This window comes from Microbacterium sp. FG3, assembly GCF_057809335.1.
Genome location: NZ_JBMDJT010000012.1, coordinates 29,985 through 50,109, shown reverse-complemented (window position 1 = coordinate 50,109; position 20,125 = coordinate 29,985). Strand labels below are relative to the sequence as shown.

Genomic DNA, 20,125 nt, shown 5'->3' with positions numbered 1-20,125 from the left:
GCTAAATGTGGGTGTGGAGCCTTCGGGTGATTCTTGAGTCGTGTCGCGAGATGTCATCACGGACGAGGTCTGGGAGCTGATCCGGGACGTGTTCCCGCCGGCGAGGACACGGGGCCGTCCTCCGGTGGATCGGCGCACAGTGGTCGAGGCGACCGCGTGGCGGTTCCGCACGGGATCGGCGTGGCGAGACCTCCCCGATCGGTTCGGGAGCTGGAACACGATCTACAAGAACTTCCGCCGGTGGGCGAGCGACGGCGTCTGGGAGGACCTGCTCACCCACGTGCAGAAGCGGGCGTCGCTCGCTGGCGAGATCGACTGGGTCGTGTCGGTGGATTCCTCGATCGCGCGTGTCCATCAGCATGGCGCGACCTTGCCCCGGGTCACAGGGGGATCCGTCGAACTACAAGAAGTCCGGGCCAGAGCCTCCTGACCACGCGATCGGCCGGTCACGGGGTGGTTTGACGACGAAGATCCATCTCGTCTGCGACGGGAAGGCCCGGGCGCTGGCGTTCGTCCTCACTGGCGGGCAGGTCGCAGACACGAGCATGTTCACCTGCGTACTCGACGAGATCCACATCCCCGGCCGAGGGCCCGCGCGCACGAGACCGGACCGGGTGCTCGCGGACAAGGGCTACCCGTCGAAGAAGAACCGGGCCTGGCTGCGCGAGCGCGGCGTCAAGGCCACGATCCCCGAACGCGACGACCAGATCGCGCACCGTCGCAAGCGGCCGGGCCGTCCGATCGACTTCGGCGATGACCAACGGGAGCGCTACAAGGGCCGCAACGTCGTCGAGCGGTGCTTCAACTTCGTGAAGCAGTGGCGCGGACTCGCTTCCCGCTACGACAAGACCGCCCGGTCATACGCGGCAGGGATCTGCCTCTCCGCCGCTCTGCAATGGATTTAGCAACACGTCCTAGTGGCTACGACGCTCGCCGTCTGCCTTGCGATCGGGGTGGGCCTTGCAAGCCGGCCGGATCAGCGCGCCAACCTGGGCGGCGCGTGGATCTACCTGGCGTCGTTCGCGGCGGTGAGCACGCTCACCGTGGTCGGCGCGCTCGGCGGGATCATCCGAGCACGAGTGACGCGGCTGAATTCGAAGCGCGGGATGAGGTCGCACCGGAACGGCTGCTGAACGTCAGCGGCCGAAGGGACGCGGAGATAACGATCACCGCGATCCGCGGGCTCAGGTGTCGTCGGTGTCCCAGCCGGGGCCGGCTGAGCCCGCCGGGTACTCCTCGAGGGGCACGCGGCCGTCGCGCCAGGCCTTCAGGATCGGCTCGACGATCCGCCACGACTCCTCGGCCACGTCGCCGCGCACCGACAGCAGGGGGTCGCCGTCGAGGATGCCCTTGAGCACCTGGCCGTAGGGGAGCAGGTCGCCGGGCTTCTTCTCGGTCTCGAGCACGCTCTGCTCGAGCGTGAACGCGTCGCCGCTGCCGTTCATCGTCACCGCCAGCGCGACGTCGCCGGTCATGAGGTCCATCGTGATCTCGTCCGGGCGCGGCGTGCCCGTCAGGCCCTCGATCGGCTCGACGGGGCGCATCCGCACCGTCACGGTCGTGCGGTCCGCGGCGATCGCCTTGCCCGAGCGCAGGACGAAGGGCACGCCGCGCCACCGGGGCGTGTCGATCTCGCACGTGATCTGGGCGAGCGTCTCGGTCTCGCGGCTCGCGTCGACGCCCTCCTCGTCGGCGTACGACGGCAGCTCGCGCGATCCGACCTTGCCGGCGGTGTACCGCGCCCGCCGGCTGTCGGCGACCGGATCCGCGACGCGCGTGCTGCGCAGCACCTGCGCGATGTTCGAGCGCAGCTCTACCTCGTCCAGGCGGGGGATCGGCTCCATCGCGACGAGCGCCATCACCTCCAGCAGGTGGCTCTGCAGCATGTCGATGAGTGCGCCGGCCGCGTCGTAGTAGCCGCCGCGGCCCTCGAGGCCCAGCGTCTCGTCGAAGACGATCTCCACCCGCTCCACGCTCTCGCGCTGCCAGGCGCCCTCGAACATCCGGTTCGCGAAGCGCATGCCGAGGATGTTCAGCACCATCGACATGCCGAGGAAGTGGTCGATGCGGTAGATCTGCGTCTCCGGCACGAGCTGCGCCAGCAGCCGGTTGAGCCGGCGGGCGGAGGCCTGGTCCGTGCCGAACGGCTTCTCGAGCGCGAGCCTCGTGTCCTCGGGCAGATCGACCTCGCGCAGCGCCTCGCAGGCGGAGATCGTCACGCTCGGCGGCAGCGCGAAGTAGATCACGGGGGTGTGGCGGCACTCCGCGAGCACGCGTCGCAGATCGTCGGCGCTCGTCGCGTCGGCGCGGATGTAGGTGGCCGACTCGAGGATGTCGGGCGGGCCGTCGCCGCCGCCCTCGACCTTCGCGAAGCTGTCGGCGATCAGCCGGCGCCAGTCGTCGTCGCTGCTCTCGCCGGTGCTCGCGCCGATCACCTGCACCTCGTAGTCGTGGCGCACCAGCAGGCTCGCCAGTCCCGGCAGCAGCAGCCGCTCGGTCAGATCGCCCCCGGCTCCCAGGATCACCATGCTCGCGCTCGGCCCGCCCATGCCCCGAGGCTAACCGCCGCCCGGGGCGCGCGTCGAGGGGTTGCCGGGGCTCGGGCCGAGGGGTTGCCGGGGCGAGGGTCGCCGACGCGGCAGGCGGGGCGGGATGCGGGCGTAGGCTTGATCGGTGACCGTCGCTCCTCCCGCCGCCCGCTCCTGGATGCCGGCGGTGCTCGCGATCGGAGGCGCCGTCGCGGTCGGCGTGCTCGCCGCCCTGCAGGCGCGCATCAACGCGCAGCTGGGCGTCGCGCTCGACGACGGACTCGTCGCCGCCGTCATCTCCTTCGGCAGCGGGCTGGCGATCCTGCTCGTGCTCAGCGCGCTGCTGCCCGCCGGGCGCGCGGGCAGCCGCTCGCTCCTCGCGGCCGTCCGATCGGGCGCCGCGCCGTGGTGGATGCTCATCGGCGGCGCGGCCGGCGCCCTCACCGTCGCGACGCAGGGCCTCACGGTCGCGATCATCGGCGTCTCGCTGTTCACGGTCGGCATGGTCGCGGGGCAGACGCTCATCGGGATCGTCGTGGACCGCATCGGCTACGGGCCCGCGGGCGTCACGGCGGTGACGATGCCGCGCGTGATCGGCGCGGCGCTCGCGCTCGTGGCCGTCGCGTTCTCGCTCGGCGGCGACGCGGTCTCGCGCGCCCCGCTGTGGATGCTCGTGCTGCCGCTGCTCGTGGGCTTCGCCGTCGCGTGGCAGCAGGCGACGAACGGCCGGCTGCGCGCGGCGGTCGGATCGGCGCTCGCGGCCACGACGGTGAACTTCGTCGGGGGCACGGCGGTGCTGGCCGTGGCCGCCCTCGTGCACGTCGGGGTGGTGGGCGCCCCGGAGCCGCTGCCCGCCGCGCCGTGGCTCTATCTCGGCGGCCCGATCGGCTGCGTGTACATCTTCATGAGCGCCGCGCTCGTCGCGCGCACGGGGGTGCTGCTGTTCGGGCTCGCCTCGGTGCTGGGCCAGCTGCTGGGATCGGTCGTGCTCGACGCGATCTGGCCGCCCGAGGCGCCCGCCGCGGCGTGGCAGTCCGCCACGACCGTCGCGCTCGCGTCGATCGGCGTCGTGATCGCGTCGGTGCGCTGGCGCCGGCGCCACGCGGCCGGCGCGCCGGCTACTCCGGCAGCCGAGTGAGGAACGCCTCGGCGTCGATCGTCTTGCGGTGGCCGCCGCGCTCGCCCTCGGGCTTGCCGCCCACGTAGAGCCAGCCCAGCAGGCGCTCGTGCTTCTCGAGGCGATGCGCCTTCGCCACGGCCTTGCTGCGCGTGTAGTGGCCGGTGCGCCAGATGACGCCCCATCCGGCCTCGTCGAGCAGCAGGCTGAGCGTGTGGGCGACGCCGGAGGCCACGGCCTCCTGCTCCCACGCCGGCACCTTCTCGCTCGGGCGGATGCACGCGACGATCGCGATCAGCAGCGGCGCGCGCAGCGGCTTGGTCGAGGGCTCCCGCTCGTCCTGCGCCTTCGCGATCGCGCGGCCCAGTCGCTCGCGATCCGCGCCGCGCAGCTCGATGAGCCGCCACGGGCGCAGGCCGGAGTGATCCGCCACGCGCGAGGCCGCGGCCACGAGCTCCAGCAGCTCCGCGCGGGTGGGCGCCTCGTCCGTCACCTTGGAGTACGAGCGCCGGGCGCGCACCGCGTCGCGGGCGGGATGCGCCGAGCCGGCGCTGGCGGCGCTCACGATTCGGGCGTGAAGTCCAGGGCGATCGAGTTCATGCAGTAGCGGTCGCCGGTGGGGGTGCCGAAGCCGTCGGGGAAGACGTGCCCCAGGTGCGATCCGCACTTCGCGCAGCGCACCTCGGTGCGCACCATGCCGTGGCTCGTGTCCTCGAGCAGCTCCACGGCCTCGGGGCGCACCGACTCGTAGAAGCTCGGCCAGCCGCAGTGGGAGTCGAACTTCGTGCCGCTGACGAACAGCTCGTTGCCGCACGCCGCGCACGCGTAGATGCCCGCGCGCTCCTCATCCAGCAGCTCGCCCGTCCACGGGCGCTCGGTCGCCGCCCCGCGGAGCACCGCGTACTGCTCCTCGCCGAGCTCGGCGCGCCACTCGTCCTCGGACTTCTGCACTTCGTAGGCCATGCCTCAAGGGTACGCGGATCGGGGGTGCCGGGCGCGTGAGAGGCAGACTGTGACGCATGGATCCCGAGGTCGCCGCCGTGCAGGAGCGCTACGCCCGTTTCGCGCGGGATGAGGCCCCCGGCCGCAGCGCGCTGTACGCGCAGTGGGCGGCGGGCGTGGCCGCCGACGAGGCCGTGGCCGCGGTGCTCGCGCGGCTGGACCCGCCCCACCGCCAGCCGCCGCTCGTCTTCGCCGTGACGCGCATGCTCGGCGCCGCCGAGGGTGACTATGACGCGTGGGCGCGCTTCGTCCTCTCGCACGCGGATCGCGTGGTCGCCGAGTGCGCGGCGCGCGGCATCCAGACGAACGAGCCGGGGCGGTGCGCGCCGCTGCTGTACGCGTTGCAGCGCGTACCGGGGCCGATCGCGCTGCTCGAGATCGGCGCGTCGGCCGGGCTGTGCCTCTACCCGGATCGCTACGCGTACCGCTTCCGCAGCGACGACGGATCGGTGCGCGAGGTGGGCAGCGGAGCCTCGGTCGTGCTCGACTGCGTGCTGCGCGGTGGGACGCCCGTGCCCGGGGCACTGCCGGAGATCGTGTGGCGGGCGGGCATCGACCCCGCCCCGCGCGACGCGTCCGACCCCGCCGACCGCGACTGGATCACGGGGCTCGTCTGGCCGGGGGAGCGGGGCAGGGCCGCGCGCATCGAGGCGGCCCTCGACATCGCGGCCGCCGACCCGCCCCTGCTCGTCGCGGGCGACGCCAGTGCGCCGGGCGCGCTCGAGGCGCTCGCGGCTCGGGCGCCCGCCGGCGCGACCCTCGTCGTGACGACCCCCGGCGTGCTGCCGCACGTGCCGCGCGCTGCGCGGGAGCGCCTCATCCGGCAGATCCGGGCGCTCGACGCCCGCTGGATCACGCTCGACGCTCCCGGCCTGCACGACGCGTGGACGCGCCGGCCCGATCCCGAGGGCTGGGACGGGTTCGCGCTCGCTCTCGACGGCGAGGTGATCGCCGCCGCCGACCCGCTGGGCGCGTGGATCGAGGAGCGCACGCCGTAGGGGTCCCCGGCCGATCCGTCGCCCGTGCGGTGCGCCTCCCGGGCGACCCGAGCACGCCGCCTACCGTGGAGGACGTGGCACTGACCGAGACCGACCGCGCGATCCTCGCCTTCGAGGCGGAGTGGACGAGGCATGCGGGTGCCAAGGAGGAGGCGATCCGCGCCACCCTCGGCATGACGCCCGCTCGCTACTACCAGCTGCTGGGTCGGCTCATCGACACCGCCGAGGCGCTCGAGCACGACCCGCTGCTCGTGAAGCGCCTGCGCCGCGTGCGCGACGAGCGCCTCGCGCGCCGCGCGGCCCTGCACGCCTGAACCGCGGGAGCGGCGCCCAGAAACGGCGAAGTGGCGCCGGGTAGCATCGTCGGGTGCCGAACGAGACGTACCCCCGCGATCGCTTCGACGACGTGCCGGGACAGCGCGACCGCGTCGGCGCGCACCGCGCGGAGAACCCGCGCCTGCGGGTGGGCGTGGCGCTGCTCTGGGCCGGTGTCAGCGCGGTCGTGCTCTTCTGCGTGGGGGTGGTGACGTTCCTGGCTCTCTCGCAGCAGCAGCCCGATGTCGCGGCCGGTCCCGACCCCGTTCCCTCGGTCGAGGCGGTCGTCGATCCCTCCTACGAGGTGCTCATCCTGAACGGCACGGCATCGCAGGGGATCGAGCAGCGCGCCAAGGAGGAGCTCGTGGACGCGGGCTGGAGCGACGCCGACGTGTCGGCGAGCGCGTCGAGCGCGACGGACATCCCCGAGACTGTCGTCTACTACGCCGCGCCCGAGCACGAGGCGGCCGCGGCGGGCGTCGCGGAGGCGCTGGGCGGTGGACGCCTCGAGGAGAGCGACGCGTATGCGGATCCCGCCAGCAAGGTCGTCACCGTCGTCCTCGGCCTGGATCGTGTTTCCGTCGAGTAAACGTTCGGAATCGTCCGTGTCAAACCTCCCCTGACGGCGTTCCCGAGTCGGGGCCGCGTGGCTACGCTGTCGCTGTCGATCCCCCGCAGCACCAGGAGAGTTCCAGCATGACCCAGGGCACCGTCAAGTGGTTCAACGCCGAGAAGGGGTACGGGTTCATCACCGTCGCCGACGGCAGCCAGGACGTCTTCGTCCACTACTCCAACATCGAGATGGGCGGTTTCCGCGTGCTCGAGGAGGGGCAGGCCGTCGAGTTCACCGTCGGAACCGGCCAGAAGGGCCCGCAGGCGGAGGCCGTCCGCCCCGTCTGACCCTCCCTCATCCCGCAACGCCCCGGACCCCTCGGTTCCGGGGCGTTCCCGCGCGCCGGGAGCCCGCGCCACGCGGCTTGCACTCCCTGGGGTCGAGTGCCAGAATGGCGTTAGCACTCGCAGGATTTGAGTGCTAAACCCATACGCCTACGTCCGGGAGGGACGACACACACATGGCAAAGATGATCGCTTTCGACGAGGAGGCCCGGCGCGGCCTCGAGCGCGGCCTCAACCAGCTGGCCGACGCCGTCAAGGTGACGCTCGGCCCGCGCGGTCGCAACGTCGTGCTCGAGAAGAAGTGGGGCGCTCCCACCATCACGAACGACGGCGTCTCGATCGCCAAGGAGATCGAGCTCGACGACCCGTACGAGAAGATCGGCGCGGAGCTCGTCAAGGAGGTTGCGAAGAAGACCGACGACGTCGCCGGTGACGGCACGACGACGGCGACCGTGCTCGCCCAGGCGCTCGTGCGCGAGGGCCTGCGCAACGTCGCGGCCGGTGCCGACCCGATCAGCCTGAAGCGCGGCATCGAGAAGGCCGTCAAGGCCGTCACGGACGAGCTGCTCGCGAACGCCAAGGAGGTCGAGTCGAAGGACCAGATCGCCGCCACCGCGTCGATCTCGGCCGCCGACCCGGAGATCGGCGCGCTCATCGCCGAGGCCATCGACAAGGTGGGCAAGGAGGGCGTCGTCACGGTCGAGGAGGCCCAGGCGTTCGGCACCGAGCTCGAGCTCACCGAGGGCATGCGCTTCGACAAGGGCTACCTGAACCCCTACTTCGTCACGGACCCGGAGCGCCAGGAGGCCGTCTTCGAGGACCCGTACATCCTCATCGCCAACCAGAAGATCTCGAACATCAAGGATCTGCTGCCGGTCGTCGACAAGGTGATCCAGTCGGGCAAGGAGCTCGTCATCATCGCCGAGGACGTCGAGGGCGAGGCCCTGGCCACGCTCGTGCTGAACAAGATCCGCGGCATCTTCAAGTCGGTCGCCGTGAAGGCCCCCGGCTTCGGCGACCGTCGCAAGGCCCAGCTGCAGGACATCGCGATCCTCACCGGCGGCCAGGTCATCACCGAGGAGGTCGGCCTCAAGCTCGAGAACACCGAGCTCGACCTGCTCGGCCGCGCGCGCAAGGTCATCGTCACGAAGGACGAGACGACCATCGTCGAGGGCGCGGGCGACGCGGGCCAGATCGAGGGCCGCGTGACCCAGATCCGTCGCGAGATCGAGAACACCGACAGCGACTACGACCGCGAGAAGCTGCAGGAGCGCCTCGCCAAGCTCGCCGGCGGCGTGGCCGTCATCAAGGCGGGTGCGGCCACCGAGGTGGAGCTCAAGGAGCGCAAGCACCGCATCGAGGACGCCGTGCGCAACGCGAAGGCGGCCGTCGAGGAGGGCATCGTCCCCGGTGGTGGCGTGGCCCTCATCCAGGCCGGCGCGACCGCGTTCGACAAGCTGCAGCTCGAGGGCGACGAGGCGACCGGTGCGGGCATCGTGCGCATCGCCATCGAGGCGCCGCTGAAGCAGATCGCGCTCAACGCCGGCCTCGAGCCGGGCGTCGTGGCCGCCAAGGTCGCCGAGCTCCCCGCCGGCCAGGGCCTCAACGCAGCCACGGGTGAGTACGTCGACATGTTCGGCGCGGGCATCATCGACCCGGCGAAGGTGACGCGCTCGGCGCTGCAGAACGCGGCGTCGATCGCCGGCCTGTTCCTCACCACCGAGGCCGTCGTCGCCGACAAGCCGGAGAAGAACCAGCCGGCGCCGGCCGACGCCGCGGGCGGCATGGACTTCTGATGCGACGGGACTCAATGCCGCGCAGCGGCGTTGAGTCCCGGCGGATCAACGCTGAGAGAAGGTGCCGCCAGGCGCCGGAGTCGAAGCGAGGTCCATCGGCTCGCCAGAGCTGACGTACACGAACGGCCCCTCCTCGGAGGGGCCGTTCGTCGTCTTCGGCGCGGGTCAGCGGAACATGGCCATCGCCGCGTGCTCGGTGTCGGCGTAGTGCGTGCCGGCGGCGCGCAGCGACTCGCCGAGCGCCGCGAGCGCCTGCTCCACCTGCGCCTGCACGGCGCGCCACTCCTCGGCGCTGGACTGGAAGGCCCCCGCGGCCATGCCGGTCCACGAGCCCTGCAGGTCGCGCAGCTGGGCCTGCAGGGTGGCGGTCTCTGCCTGCAGGCGGCCGACCGTGCCGCCGACGGCGGCGGCCTTCTCCATGACGATGTCGCTGTCGACGGTGTAGACGGGCATCCGATCCTCCTCGGGTCTTCGGTGATTCTGTGGGGCTCGTCGGTGGTGACGGGTCGGCATCGACGCTACGGGCGCGGGTCGCGACGCGGAGCGCGCGTGCCGGATCCGTGGACGGATGGCGCCCGACCGCCGCCTGTGGACGAGCCCGGTCGGTCGTCGCCGTGCACGCGGGGGAGTGAGCGCCTCCGCGGCGGCGGAGTGCCCGGCGGCGCGCCCCGCGCGCGTAGGCTTGTGCGGTGGCCAAACTGTACTTCCGATACGGCGCGATGAACTCCGGGAAGTCCACCGCGCTGCTGCAGGCGGCCTACAACTACGAGGAGCGCGGCCAGGCGGTGCTGCTGGCGAAGCCGGCGATCGACACGAAGGGCGCGGATCAGATCGAGTCTCGCCTGGGCGTGACGCGCACGGTCGACTTCCTGATCGCGCCGGACGCCGACGCGCGCGCCCTCTTCCGCACGCACCGCGAGCGGGTCCGCGCGGGGGTGGACGACGCGCTCATCCCCGGCCGCCCGCGTGACGTCGCGTGCCTCCTCGTGGACGAGGCGCAGTTCCTCACCTCGCCGCAGGTGGACGACCTGTTCCGCATCGCGGTGGAGGACGGCATCCCCGTCATGGCCTACGGGATCCGCACGGACTTCCGCACCGCCGCCTTCCCGGGATCCGCTCGCCTGCTGGAGATCGCGCACTCGCTGGAGGAGCTGAAGACGATCTGCCGCTGCGGACGCAAAGCGCTGTTCAACGGCCGCGTCGTGGGCGGGCGGTTCGTGTTCGACGGTGATCAGGTGGCGATCGACGCCGCCACGGCCGCCGTGCGCGACGACCACTTCGTCACCTACGAGTCGCTGTGCGGCGCCTGCTACCTGGAGGAGTCCGGGGGAGCGCTCGGCGCGCGCTGACGCGCGGGCGCAGGCCGGCGACGGCCGTAGGCTGGGGGCATGCGAGTTCTCCTTGCCGGCGGCGCCGGATACGTCGGGACCCACACTGCGATCGCCCTCCTCGAGGCCGGCCACGAGGCCGTGCTGCTCGACGACCTGACGAACACGAGCGGGATCGTCACGGACCGGATCCATCAGATCACGGGAAAGCGCGCACCGCTCGTGGCTGGCAGCGCCGCGCACGCGGACGACGTCGAGCGCGCCTTCGACGAACACGGTCCGTTCGACGCGATCATGCACTTCGCGGCCAAGAAGGCCGTGGGCGAGTCGGTGCAGAAGCCGCTGCTGTACTACCGCAACAACCTCGACACGACGTACACGCTCATGAAGGTGGGCCTCGAGCGCGGCATCACCTCGTTCATCTTCTCGAGCACCGGCACGGTCTACTCCGATCCGGCGGACCTGCCGTTCACCGAGGAGGCCACGCGCGACCTCGTGCACCTGTCGAACCCGTACTCGAAGTCGAAGCTCATGAACGAGGTCGTGCTCGCCGACGTGCAGCGCGTCAACCCCGAGCTGAACGTCACGCTGCTGCGCTACTTCAACCCGGTCGGCGCGCACGAGTCGGGCCTGGTGGGCGAGGACCCGAAGGGCATCCCCAACAACCTCATGCCGTTCGTGGCGCGCGTGGCCGTGGGATCGCTGCCCGAGATCAACGTGTACGGCAGCGATTACGACACCCCCGACGGCACGGGTCTGCGTGACTACATCCACGTGGTCGACCTGGCCGAGGGGCACGTCGCGGCGCTCGAGAAGGCGCAGCCCGGGCTGGTGGCCTACAACCTCGGCACGGGCAGGCCCGTGAGCGTGCTCGAGCTGATCGCCTCGTTCGAGAAGGCCGTGGGGCGCGAGCTGCCGAAGGTCATGGCCGAGCGCCGGGCGGGCGACCTCGCCGCCACCTACTGCGACCCGTCGAAGGCGCAGCGGGAGCTGGGCTGGGCGGCCACCCGCACGATCGACGACATGACGCGCGACGTGTGGAACTGGCAGCAGCGCAATCCGCGCGGCTACGACGGCTGACCCGTCGGGGCGGGCGCGGGACCCGGTGCCCGCCCCGCGTCAGGCGCGCGGCGGCAGGGTCGGGATCAGGGCGTCCAGCTTGTCGGCGGTGTCCTGCCAGCCGGTGACCGAGACGCACGCGACCTCGCCCATCGCGAGCACGGGGTAGTCGTTGCCGTCCGGATCGAGGCGGTCGCCGTAGAAGAGCATGTCCGACAGCGCCACGCCGGTCTGCTCGGCGAGGCGGCGCATCCCGTACGCCTTGTCGATGCCCTTGCGCGTGATGTCGACCGACGTCGATCCGCCCGAGCGCACCTCCAGGTCGGGCACGCGGGCCGCGACGGCGTCGCGCAGGGCGGACTTCTTCGCGCCCGTCGGGTCCCACGCGCGCTTGGCGTCGACCGGCGCGGCCTGGCCGAGGGCCGAGAACGTGATCTGCGAGCCGCGATCCTCCAGGATCGGGCCCCACGTGTCGCTCTCCCAGTAGGCCAGGCGCCGGGCCTCCTCCTCGACGGCGACGAGCGCCCGCTGCTTCTCGTCCTCGGTGAGGTCCTGCGCGTACAGCACGGCGAAGTCGGTGCCGTCGTACCGGAAGTACTGCGTGCCGCAGGTCGGCAGCAGGTGGACGTGCTCGAGCGCGCCCGGCGCGTGCGGCAGGCGCTCGACCAGCTGCGAGCGGAACTGCCCGATCTGTCCGCCGGAGATCACGGCGACCTCGACGCGGTCTGCGAGCCGGATGAGCAGCTCGCCGATGCGCGCGTCGATGGGGCTCTTGGAGGGGGCCAGGGTGTCGTCGAGGTCGAAGGCGACGACCAGCGGGGTCTTCTCTGTCACCCCCCAAGCCTACGTGTCCGTTCGCGCCGGTTCGGGCACCGGTTCGTCGCAGCCCGCGGCATCAGGTAGACTTGCAGGGTTGCAAAACGGGGTGTGGCGCAGCTTGGTAGCGCGCTTCGTTCGGGACGAAGAGGCCGCAGGTTCAAATCCTGTCACCCCGACGGATACACGAGGAAGTCTCTCATCGGACGTCAGATAATGCCTGATGAGGGGCTTCTTCTTGCAACCTTGACTCTTGTGTTGAGGGTGAAGGACTCGTCGCCATCTCGGCAACAGTTCGGAGAGAAATACCTGGCTACGCCGTGAATTCAGGGTTCGTCTTGTTTTCTTTCCCGTGAGGTACCTTGTGGGAAGTCAACCAGGCGGATCGTCGTCGGGTTTCCCCGAGGTGCTTTCTGTCCAGGCGAGCAACAGCGCCTGCGCGAGAAGCTTCGCGTCGGGTTCGGGGCGGACGAGACTTCGGAGGCGGATCTCGTCTCGGCCGCGTCTGCCGCGCGTCGGCCCGCGCCGCGGGGACACGGGAGGCGCCGTTCGCCTGTCGTGATCGACGGCTTCCTGCGCGTCGAGGAACTCCTGGAAGGCGACGCTCGCTCGCCTCGGCAGGTCTCGATCGCGTGTGACGATTCGGCGGCGGTGTTCGGCCACGGCGCTCCTGCGCAGCGGCTTCGATGGGAGATAGAACGCGTGGAGTAGCCACTGCTTCGTCGGGGTCAGACGGGATAGCGCGGGCCCTCCTGTCGCCCAGTCGGAGCATAGAAGCAGGCGCCTTTCCCAGTAGGTGTCGTCATCGAGGTGTGGCATGTCGCACCGGTTCGCGTCTCGACGTCAGTGGTCGCTTCTATGCTCGTCCGTATGAGGGTCGGCGTCTACATCGACGGGTACAACCTGTACTACGGTGCGCGCGGGCTCTGCGGGCGGTCGACGCCGGGATGGCGCTGGCTGGATCTGCGAGGCATGGTCGAGAGTGTGATCGCCACCCGTTCGCACTGGGGAGAGGTGACGATCGAGAACGTCACCTACTGCACGGCCCGGATCAGCGGTGCGAGCAACCCCGAGGGGCAGCGGGAGCAGGACGTGTACCTGCGGGCTCTGGCGCACACGGGCTCGGCGACGAGGATCAGCTTCGGAACGTACGTCGCGCGCGTGTCGACGGCGCCGCTGGCCGTCAAAGGACGCAACAGCAAACCTGTTCTCGTCGAACCGGACTGGCCGATCATGATCCAGGACCACAGCGGCCAGGACGTCCCGGGCGCGACGTTCATGGCCTCCGTCGCCCGGCGCGAGGAGAAGGGCAGCGACGTGAACATCGCCTCCCATCTGCTGATCGACGTGCTCACCCGTAGGGTGGATGCGGCCGTCGTCATCAGCAATGACAGCGACCTCGCCTACCCGATCGGCGTCGCGCGCGAGCACGTTCCCGTCGGCCTGATCAACCCGACGAAAGGGGTCCGCGCGGGCAAGCTCGCAGGGACGCCGACCGAAGGCGCAGGCAACCACTGGTGGTACCGTCTTGAGCCCGATGACCTCTACGCGCATCAGCTCCCGAACGTGATCTCGTCCCGGATCACGAAGCCCGCACCATGGTGACGAGTGCTAACATGGGGTCACACCACCCGGCGCCTCTGGCGCCGGGTCTTTTCTTTGCGCATCACCGACGGTCCGGGGGCGCTCGGTAGCCTGGGAGCCGTGCGCCGTCCGGAGACCACCGCTGAGATCGATGCCCTGCGGACACGGATCGCGAGACTGGAGCGGGAACTTGCAGAAGCCCGCGAACAGCTGAGGGAGCTTCAGCGAGAGGAGCCGGTCGGCGCGCGCCCTCGCTCCGATCTGCTTCCTACCGTCACGGCGGCCTCGTCGAGCGCCGAGAAGCTCGCCTTGTTCCGAGCGCGCTTCACCGGCAGGAACGACGTCTACGCAACGCGCTGGACCAGCGCGCGCACGGGGAAGTCCGGCTGGAGCCCTGCCGTGCGCGGCGGCTTCTACACCGGCTCCGAGACCGCTGCTGACTACCTGCCACTCGATGAGCGCACGATCGAACGGCATCTGCGGGGCGCGGCTGCTCCTGGGGAACGCGAGTTCCATATCGGTCTCTACCCGATGCTCGAAGGCGACCAGTGCAGGCTTCTCGTCTGCGATTTCGACGACGCAGAGTGGCGGCACGATGCCGCGGCCTTCGTCGCAGAGTGCGAGCAGGTTGGGATCCACGCGCTCACCGAGGTCTCCCGTTCCGGCGAAGGCGCGCATGTCTGGATCTTCTTCGAGGATGTGCTCCCCGCCATGACGGCTCGCGCAGCCGGGATGCGGCTCCTGCGCGCTGCGATGACCCGCAGGCCGGCGATGGACTTCCGCAGCTACGACCGCTTCTTTCCCTCGCAGGACACGCTGCCCGAACGATCCTCAGGGCGGGCGCGCCTGGGCAACCTCATCGCGTTGCCCTTGCAAGGCGACTGCCGCCGACGCGGGACGACCGTGTTCGTCGACCCCGACACATGGCGTCCGCACGAGGACCAATTCGCGGCACTCGCGTCGACGACGCCCGTCTCCGCAGAACGAATCAGGGAACTTGGAGCGACGAGCCACGCAGAGGCGCGCGTGGGGCCCGCCGAGTCGTTGGGCGCCAGGCCACGGCGAGCGAGCATTCGAGCGGCCGCGCGCGGAACCGCGCATAGGTCGCTGAAGCTTCGCCGCGATGCTCTGTTGCACGTCCCGACGGCACACCTTCCGGGCATCGTGATCACCGAGCTCAAGCACATGGCATCGGTGCCCAACCCCGAGTTCTATCGCAGGCAAGCACAGCGGTTCAGCACCTTCGGGACGCCACGCCTGGTCACCAGCTTCGAGCACGACGAGCACGAGCTGCGGCTACCACGGGGGCTTACCGACGAAACCGTGGCGCTCCTCGCGGATGCGGGATTCCAGGCAGCGATCGAGGCAACAGCGACGGCGCAGACACGTCTGGAGCTGACATTCACGGGGCAGCTGCGAGAGAAGCAACAGGAAGCCGTCGACGCGCTCCTCGCACATGACACCGGAGTGCTCGTTGCACCGCCCGGGGCGGGCAAGACGGTCATGGCCTGCGCGCTCATCGCCGAGCGCGCCAGGCCGACGGCGATCCTCGTGAACCGGGCCGAACTGCTCACACAGTGGCGTGAGCGTCTTCAGCAGTTCCTCGGCCTCACCGACAAGCAGATCGGACAGCTGGGAGCCGGGCGTCGGAAGCGGCGAGGTGTCGTGGACCTGATCACGATGCAGTCCGTCTCGCACCGGAACGCCGACCCTGCGGTGCTGGAAGAGTACGGGCAGATCATCGTCGACGAGTGCCATGCCGTCGCCGCTCCCGCGACCGAGGCCGCCCTGCGCAATGTCAGCGCACGCTACTGGGTCGGGCTGACAGCGACCCCCTACCGTGCCGATCAGATGAACGGCCTGATCACGATGCAGTGCGGGCCGGTGCGGCACGTGCTCGACTCTCAGGAGCGAGCGGAGCGCAAGCTGATCGTCCACGAGACGACCTTCCGCACGGACGAGCCCGGGACAGACGGGCCGTCTATCCAAGCGATCTACTCGGAGCTCGCCGCCGATCCCGAACGCAACGCGATGATCGCCCGGCACATCAGTGAGGCGGTCGCCCAGGGGCGGACGTGCCTCGTCCTGACGAACAGGCTCGAGCATCTCGACGCGCTCGCAGATGCATTGAAGGGATGCGCGGCGCCAGTGGTCGGGCTCCATGGGCGCCTCCCCACCGCGGAACGCCGAAGCATTAGAGCGTCTCTCAACGAGATGGAAGCACGGCAGCAGCCATACGTGCTCCTCGCCATCGACAAGGTCGCCGGCGAAGGGCTCGATCTCCCGGCGCTCAACACGCTGTTCCTGGGAGTTCCGGTCTCCTTCAAGGGGCGAGTGATCCAGCAGATCGGACGCATCACCCGCGGGCATGATGCCAGTCACCTCCCCGCCACCGTTCATGACTACCGCGACATGTACGTACCGCTTCTGGAGCGCATGTACTCGCGACGACGGCGCATCATGGCGAAGGAGGGCTTCGTGACGGCCGGGCCCTCCGAAGAGGAGTAGGTGCCGTTCATCGACGAGGACGCAGTACCCGTCTGATCGTGGATTCGCTCACTCCGTACATCTCGATCAGCTCGCGTCGGGTCGCCCTGCTGGCGAACAGACGCCGAGCCTCGGCCTTCTGCTCCTCGCTCAGGGCTGCGCGCTTCGACTTGGCGGTGAGGTCGAACCCGGCGCGGCGGAGCGTGTCGCGGACGGTGTTGCGGCGCACGTTGTACCGATTGGCAAGCTCATGCGTGGATGCTCCGGCCGCATAGTCATCGATGATGAGCCTCACGGCCGATCGATGCAGTGCGTTTTGCTGGGGGATTGGCCGGTCATCCGCTTCCCGCGTCGAGCCTCGCGCAGTGGCCAGGAGTTCGGCCAGTTCCGCGGTTCTCCGCTCTTGTTGGCAGTAGTTTCGCAGCAGCCCGACGTAATGCAAAAGGGACCCGCCGAAAGGCGGGTCCCTTTTGCATTGCTCGCGGTGACCAAGGCGGGTACCCGCCGCCGAGGCCCCGCGCAGCGTGAAGCGGTGATCAGACGCGCGGAGCGAGGGTGAGGAGCGAGGCCTCCGGGCGGCACGCGAAGCGCACCGGCGCGTAGATCGAGTGGCCGAGCCCGGCGCTGACGTTCAGCGGGACGGAGCGCCCGTCGTGCGTCCACGTCGACAGCCCGCGCACCTGCGAGAGCGGCAGATCGCAGTTCCCCACGAGGGCGCCCACGAACGGCACACGCACCTGGCCGCCGTGCGTGTGGCCGGCGAACAGCATGTCGGCTCCCGCACCGGCCAGGGCGCTCAGGATGCGGCGGTAGGGCGCGTGCGTCACGCCGATGGTCGGACCGTCCCCGCCGAGGGCGGCGAGCGCGGCGAGGGTGTCGTCGACGCGATCGCTGCCGTGGTGGGCGTCGTCCGTTCCGGCGAACCGCAGGTCCGATCCGGCCACGGTCATGCGGACCGCGGTGTTGTCGATCCGCCGCCAGCCCAGCTCATCCGACAGATACGCGTCGAGCGCATCCGTGTCGAGCCGCGTGGGCTCGCTGTGCCGCCGCGACGGCCCGGCGAGGTACTGGAACGGGTTCTTCGGCGTGGGCGCATAGAGATCGTTCGAGCCGTGGACGAAGACGCCTGGCACGCCCGCGAACGGCGCGAACGCCGCTCGGATGCCGCGGAGACCGTCGGGGTGTCCCAGGTTGTCTCCGGTGTTGACGATCAGATCCGGCCGCAGCCCGGCGAGCCTGGAGATCCAGTCCTGCTTGCGGCGCTGCCACGGCGCCATGTGCGCATCCGAGAGGTGCAGGACGCGGATGGGGCGGGCGGCGGGCTCCAGAATGCGCACGACGTGGTGACGCACCGTGTACAGGTGGCGCTCGATCCCGACGCCCCACGCGGCGGCGAGGGCGCCGGCGGCGGCACCGGCGCCCACGACGCCGGCGACGCCGCGGGTGAGGCGGCCGATCATGCGAGGAGTCCGATCATTCAATCGTCGTCGTTGCCGCCGCCGTTGCCGCCGCCGCCGCAGTCGTCGGCCTGGTAGTCGACGGTCACGCGCGTGCCCGGTGCGACGAGCTCGTCCGCCGCGGGCGCGGTGCCGGTGGCCTTGCCGCTGCCGGCGCCCTTGGCCTCCGAGCAGGAACCCCGCGCGGGGTCGAGGCCGGCCGACTGCAGGGCGCCCAGCGCCGCCGCCACGGCCGCGCCCGCCACGTTCGGCACGCGCACGCCCTGCCCGTTGCTGGGGCTGATGGTCACGACGGTCCCCACGGCGACGCGTCCGGCGCCCGGCTCCTGCGTCTGCACGGTGCCGTCGGGCTGGTCGCCCGTGACGGGCTCGCCGACGTTCGGGTCGAAACCGGCGGCGCTCAGGATGCGCGTGGCCTCCTCGACCGTCTTGCCCGTGACATCGGGGAGGTCGGCCATCGGCGTCACGAGCAGGTTGCGGTCGGCCTCGGGGAACGGGTCGCCGCCGTACTTCGCGTTGGCCGCCGACTGCAGCGCCGGCGCGATCCTGTGGCGGATGTCCGACAGCCTGATGCCGTTCGCCCACTGGCGCGACATGCTCTTGCGCACCCACTGGCCGTTCTCCTGCACGGAGTCGACGTTGCCCACCCAGACGGCGGTCGCGACCTTGGTCGACGACTCCACCATGAACGTCTGGTCGTCCTCGTGCGTGCCGGTCTTGCCGATGAGCGGGACGCCGTCGCGGGTGTTCGATGTGTAGCCGGTGCCTCCGGGCTGCATGACGCCCTGCAGCACGTGCGCCGCCGTGGCGGCGACGTTCGGCTCGATGACCTTCTCGCAGTTGGGCTCGGGCACGGGCTGCTCGACGCCCCCGGAGTCGACGACGCGGTCGATCGCGATGGGCTCGCAGAGCACGCCGCCGTTGGCGACGGCGGCGTAGGCGGCCGCCATGTCCATCGGGGCGATGTTCTTCGACCCGAGCACGTCGTAGGGCACGTTCGTCTTGGTCACCGACTCGCCGTTCGCCAGCGTCACGCCCATCCGCTCGGCGACCTTGTTGATGTCGCAGATGTCGAGCTGCTCGGCCATCGCGAGGTAGCCCGTGTTGAGCGAGTCGCGCGTGAACGTCATGGGCGTGCCGTAGTACCCGCCGCTGCCGCCGTAGTTGCCGATCTGGCCCGTGTCCTTCGCGGACGGCGAGATCTGGCCGCAGGCCTTCATCCTCGAGAACGTGTGCTTGGTGCCGTTGAGGCGCTGGTTGACGGACTTGCCCTTCTCGAGCCAGTCGATCAGCGTGAAGAGCTTGTAGGACGACCCGACCTCGAAGCCGGTGGACGCCCCGTGCGCCGCGTCCGCGGCGTAGATGATGGACGTCTTGCCCGGCTCCTGGCTGTTCTCGGTGAACTCCGTGTTCTGCACCATCGCCAGGATCCGACCCGTCTGCGCCTCCATGGAGACGCCGGTCGCACCGAAGTTCATGCCGTCGATGTGGCTGGGCGCCCAGTCGCGCATCGCATCCTCGCCGGCGCGCTGCACGCCCAGGTCGAGGGTCGTGTAGATGTCGAGGCCGCCGCGCTGCAGCTTCTGCGCGCGCTCCGTCGGGGTGGCGCCGAAGGCCTCGTCGGTCAGGATGATCGACCTCACGTACTGGCAGAAGTAGGCGGAGCCGCCGGCATTCCGGCACCCCTGGTCGGTGGGCGTGATGGCGGGCACGATCGGCTCGGCCGCCGCCTGGTCGTGCTGCTCCTGCGTGATCTTGCCGTCCTCGAGGAGGCGCTTGAGCACATACAGCTGGCGGCCCTTGGTGAGCGAGTAGCCGTCGGCCTCGCTGTTGATCGGGTTGCCGTCCTCGTCGACGGTCGACCCGTCGCGCATGTCGATGCGGTAGATGTTCGGGTTCTGGACGACGCCGGCGAGCACCGCGGCCTGGCCGACCGTGACATCCTTGGCGCTCGTGTTGAAGTAGTAGCGCGCGGCGGCCTCGATGCCGTACGTCTGGCCGCCGAAGTTCGCGATGTTCAGGTACCCGAGCAGGATGTCGTCCTTCGAGTACTCCTTCTCGATCGCGATGGCGTAGCGCATCTCCTGCAGCTTGCGCTCATAGCCCTCCACGCCCTCGGAGTTGGTGTGCTTCATGAAGCACACCCGCAGCTCCTCGTCGTCCGCGGCCTCCTGCTCGCACTGCTGGATGAGCACGTTCTTCACGTACTGCTGGCTGATGGACGATCCGCCCTGTGTGGTGCCGCCGGAGGCGTTGTTGAGCAGGGCGCGCGTGGTGCCGATGAGGTCGACGCCGCCGTGCTCGTAGTAGCGCGGGTCCTCGCTCGAGAGGATCGCGTCGTAGATGTGGCGCGAGACCTGGTCGTACTCGACCGGCTGGCGGTTCTGGTCGTAGAACGTCGCCAGCTGCACATCGTTGCCGGCCTCGTCCTTCGCGTAGATGGTGCTCGGCTCCATCGGACGATCCACCTTGAGGATGCCCGGCAGGTTCTCGAACAGGCTGATCGCGCTCGAGGCGGCGGCACCGCTCATCGCGATGGCGGGGGTGACAGCCGCGGTGACCAGCAGGCCCGCGACGGCGCTCAGGCCGACGAGGCCGAGCACGCCGCTGAGCACGCCGCTCGGCGTCCTTTTCGCGTTGGGCATATGGTGATGGTAAGCGAGTTCCCTGGGGGAGGCCTCACATGCGGCGGCGGCACGCGGAGGGCCGCGCACATGGTTCGCGTGGACGCCGGGGACTCG

At 70.3% G+C, this 20,125-nt stretch carries 20 protein-coding genes, 1 tRNA gene and 1 pseudogene; 13 read left to right on the top strand and 9 right to left on the bottom strand.

The window, feature by feature from the left end; genetic code table 11:
- Positions 1–40: 40 nt before the first annotated feature.
- Together ACODR5_RS06105 and ACODR5_RS06100 are read left to right on the top strand one after the other, a co-directional pair.
- A pseudogene (locus ACODR5_RS06105) lies at positions 41–905 on the top strand (IS5 family transposase).
- A 12-nt stretch (positions 906–917) separates the two neighbouring features.
- Positions 918–1,133: a hypothetical protein gene (locus ACODR5_RS06100; protein WP_488983038.1), complete on the top strand. Its 216-nt coding sequence runs from the start codon at positions 918–920 to the stop codon at positions 1,131–1,133.
- Between the two features lie 51 nt (positions 1,134–1,184).
- Here ACODR5_RS06100 and ACODR5_RS06095 read toward each other — a convergent pair whose 3' ends face one another.
- A complete protein-coding gene (locus tag ACODR5_RS06095; protein ID WP_488983037.1) occupies positions 1,185–2,549 on the bottom strand; it encodes a glucose-6-phosphate dehydrogenase in 1,365 nt (454 codons plus the stop codon).
- A 124-nt stretch (positions 2,550–2,673) separates the two neighbouring features.
- Between ACODR5_RS06095 and ACODR5_RS06090 the strand changes: the two genes are divergently transcribed.
- Complete coding sequence (locus ACODR5_RS06090) at positions 2,674–3,666, top strand: DMT family transporter (RefSeq protein ID WP_488983036.1); 993 nt, start codon at positions 2,674–2,676, stop codon at positions 3,664–3,666.
- On the opposite strand, the gene ACODR5_RS06085 is transcribed toward ACODR5_RS06090, so the two are convergent.
- Entirely contained in the window at positions 3,647–4,210 is a 564-nt protein-coding gene (locus tag ACODR5_RS06085) for a nitroreductase family protein (RefSeq protein WP_488983035.1), read from the bottom strand. The genes ACODR5_RS06090 and ACODR5_RS06085 overlap by 20 nt on opposite strands.
- On the bottom strand, positions 4,207–4,608 hold the full coding sequence (gene msrB, locus ACODR5_RS06080) for a peptide-methionine (R)-S-oxide reductase MsrB (protein WP_449854653.1): 402 nt from the start codon (positions 4,606–4,608) through the stop codon (positions 4,207–4,209). The genes ACODR5_RS06085 and msrB overlap by 4 nt, the downstream gene beginning before the upstream one ends.
- Positions 4,609–4,664: 56 nt before the next feature.
- On the opposite strand from msrB, the gene ACODR5_RS06075 reads away from it, so the two are divergent.
- From ACODR5_RS06075 to groL, 5 genes are all read left to right on the top strand, one after another.
- On the top strand, positions 4,665–5,645 hold the full coding sequence (locus tag ACODR5_RS06075; protein WP_488983034.1) for a DUF2332 family protein: 981 nt from the start codon (positions 4,665–4,667) through the stop codon (positions 5,643–5,645).
- 74 nt (positions 5,646–5,719) lie between these two features.
- Complete coding sequence (locus ACODR5_RS06070; RefSeq protein ID WP_449854651.1) at positions 5,720–5,959, top strand: DUF3263 domain-containing protein; 240 nt, start codon at positions 5,720–5,722, stop codon at positions 5,957–5,959.
- 53 nt (positions 5,960–6,012) lie between these two features.
- The gene (locus ACODR5_RS06065; RefSeq protein WP_488983033.1) at positions 6,013–6,549 is read left to right on the top strand and encodes a LytR C-terminal domain-containing protein; all 537 of its coding nucleotides are present in this window, start codon (positions 6,013–6,015) and stop codon (positions 6,547–6,549) included.
- 107 nt (positions 6,550–6,656) lie between these two features.
- Positions 6,657–6,860 (top strand): cold-shock protein, encoded by a 204-nt coding sequence (locus ACODR5_RS06060; protein WP_449854649.1) that lies wholly within the window; start codon positions 6,657–6,659, stop codon positions 6,858–6,860.
- A 173-nt stretch (positions 6,861–7,033) separates the two neighbouring features.
- Positions 7,034–8,653 (top strand): chaperonin GroEL, encoded by a 1,620-nt coding sequence (gene groL / locus ACODR5_RS06055; RefSeq protein WP_488983032.1) that lies wholly within the window; start codon positions 7,034–7,036, stop codon positions 8,651–8,653.
- A 165-nt stretch (positions 8,654–8,818) separates the two neighbouring features.
- Here groL and ACODR5_RS06050 read toward each other — a convergent pair whose 3' ends face one another.
- The gene (locus tag ACODR5_RS06050) at positions 8,819–9,106 is read right to left on the bottom strand and encodes a WXG100 family type VII secretion target (protein WP_449854647.1); all 288 of its coding nucleotides are present in this window, start codon (positions 9,104–9,106) and stop codon (positions 8,819–8,821) included.
- Positions 9,107–9,342: 236 nt separating this feature from the next.
- Here ACODR5_RS06050 and ACODR5_RS06045 point away from each other — a divergent pair, with 236 nt between their 5' ends.
- Positions 9,343–10,002, top strand: a complete 660-nt coding sequence (locus tag ACODR5_RS06045) for a thymidine kinase (protein ID WP_449854646.1) — start codon at positions 9,343–9,345, stop codon at positions 10,000–10,002.
- Positions 10,003–10,041: 39 nt separating this feature from the next.
- Positions 10,042–11,061 (top strand): UDP-glucose 4-epimerase GalE, encoded by a 1,020-nt coding sequence (galE, locus tag ACODR5_RS06040; protein WP_449854645.1) that lies wholly within the window; start codon positions 10,042–10,044, stop codon positions 11,059–11,061.
- Positions 11,062–11,100: 39 nt separating this feature from the next.
- Here galE and ACODR5_RS06035 read toward each other — a convergent pair whose 3' ends face one another.
- A complete protein-coding gene (locus tag ACODR5_RS06035; protein ID WP_449854644.1) occupies positions 11,101–11,874 on the bottom strand; it encodes an HAD-IIB family hydrolase in 774 nt (257 codons plus the stop codon).
- An 87-nt stretch (positions 11,875–11,961) separates the two neighbouring features.
- Here ACODR5_RS06035 and ACODR5_RS06030 point away from each other — a divergent pair.
- Positions 11,962–12,035, top strand: a tRNA-Pro gene (locus tag ACODR5_RS06030).
- Positions 12,036–12,228: 193 nt separating this feature from the next.
- On the opposite strand, the gene ACODR5_RS06025 is transcribed toward ACODR5_RS06030, so the two are convergent.
- The gene (locus ACODR5_RS06025) at positions 12,229–12,519 is read right to left on the bottom strand and encodes a hypothetical protein (RefSeq protein ID WP_287271203.1); all 291 of its coding nucleotides are present in this window, start codon (positions 12,517–12,519) and stop codon (positions 12,229–12,231) included.
- Between the two features lie 207 nt (positions 12,520–12,726).
- On the opposite strand from ACODR5_RS06025, the gene ACODR5_RS06020 reads away from it, so the two are divergent.
- Entirely contained in the window at positions 12,727–13,461 is a 735-nt protein-coding gene (locus ACODR5_RS06020; RefSeq protein ID WP_287271205.1) for an NYN domain-containing protein, read from the top strand.
- Positions 13,462–13,560: 99 nt separating this feature from the next.
- On the top strand, positions 13,561–15,948 hold the full coding sequence (locus ACODR5_RS06015; protein ID WP_488983031.1) for a TOTE conflict system archaeo-eukaryotic primase domain-containing protein: 2,388 nt from the start codon (positions 13,561–13,563) through the stop codon (positions 15,946–15,948).
- A gap of 7 nt (positions 15,949–15,955) precedes the next feature.
- Here ACODR5_RS06015 and ACODR5_RS06010 read toward each other — a convergent pair whose 3' ends face one another.
- The 3 genes from ACODR5_RS06010 to ACODR5_RS06000 form a co-directional block, all read right to left on the bottom strand.
- Positions 15,956–16,222 (bottom strand): hypothetical protein, encoded by a 267-nt coding sequence (locus tag ACODR5_RS06010; RefSeq protein ID WP_488983030.1) that lies wholly within the window; start codon positions 16,220–16,222, stop codon positions 15,956–15,958.
- Between the two features lie 241 nt (positions 16,223–16,463).
- Positions 16,464–17,387 (bottom strand): metallophosphoesterase, encoded by a 924-nt coding sequence (locus ACODR5_RS06005; RefSeq protein ID WP_488983029.1) that lies wholly within the window; start codon positions 17,385–17,387, stop codon positions 16,464–16,466.
- Between the two features lie 17 nt (positions 17,388–17,404).
- The gene (locus ACODR5_RS06000) at positions 17,405–20,029 is read right to left on the bottom strand and encodes a transglycosylase domain-containing protein (protein WP_488983028.1); all 2,625 of its coding nucleotides are present in this window, start codon (positions 20,027–20,029) and stop codon (positions 17,405–17,407) included.
- Between the last annotated feature and the right edge of the window lie 96 nt (positions 20,030–20,125).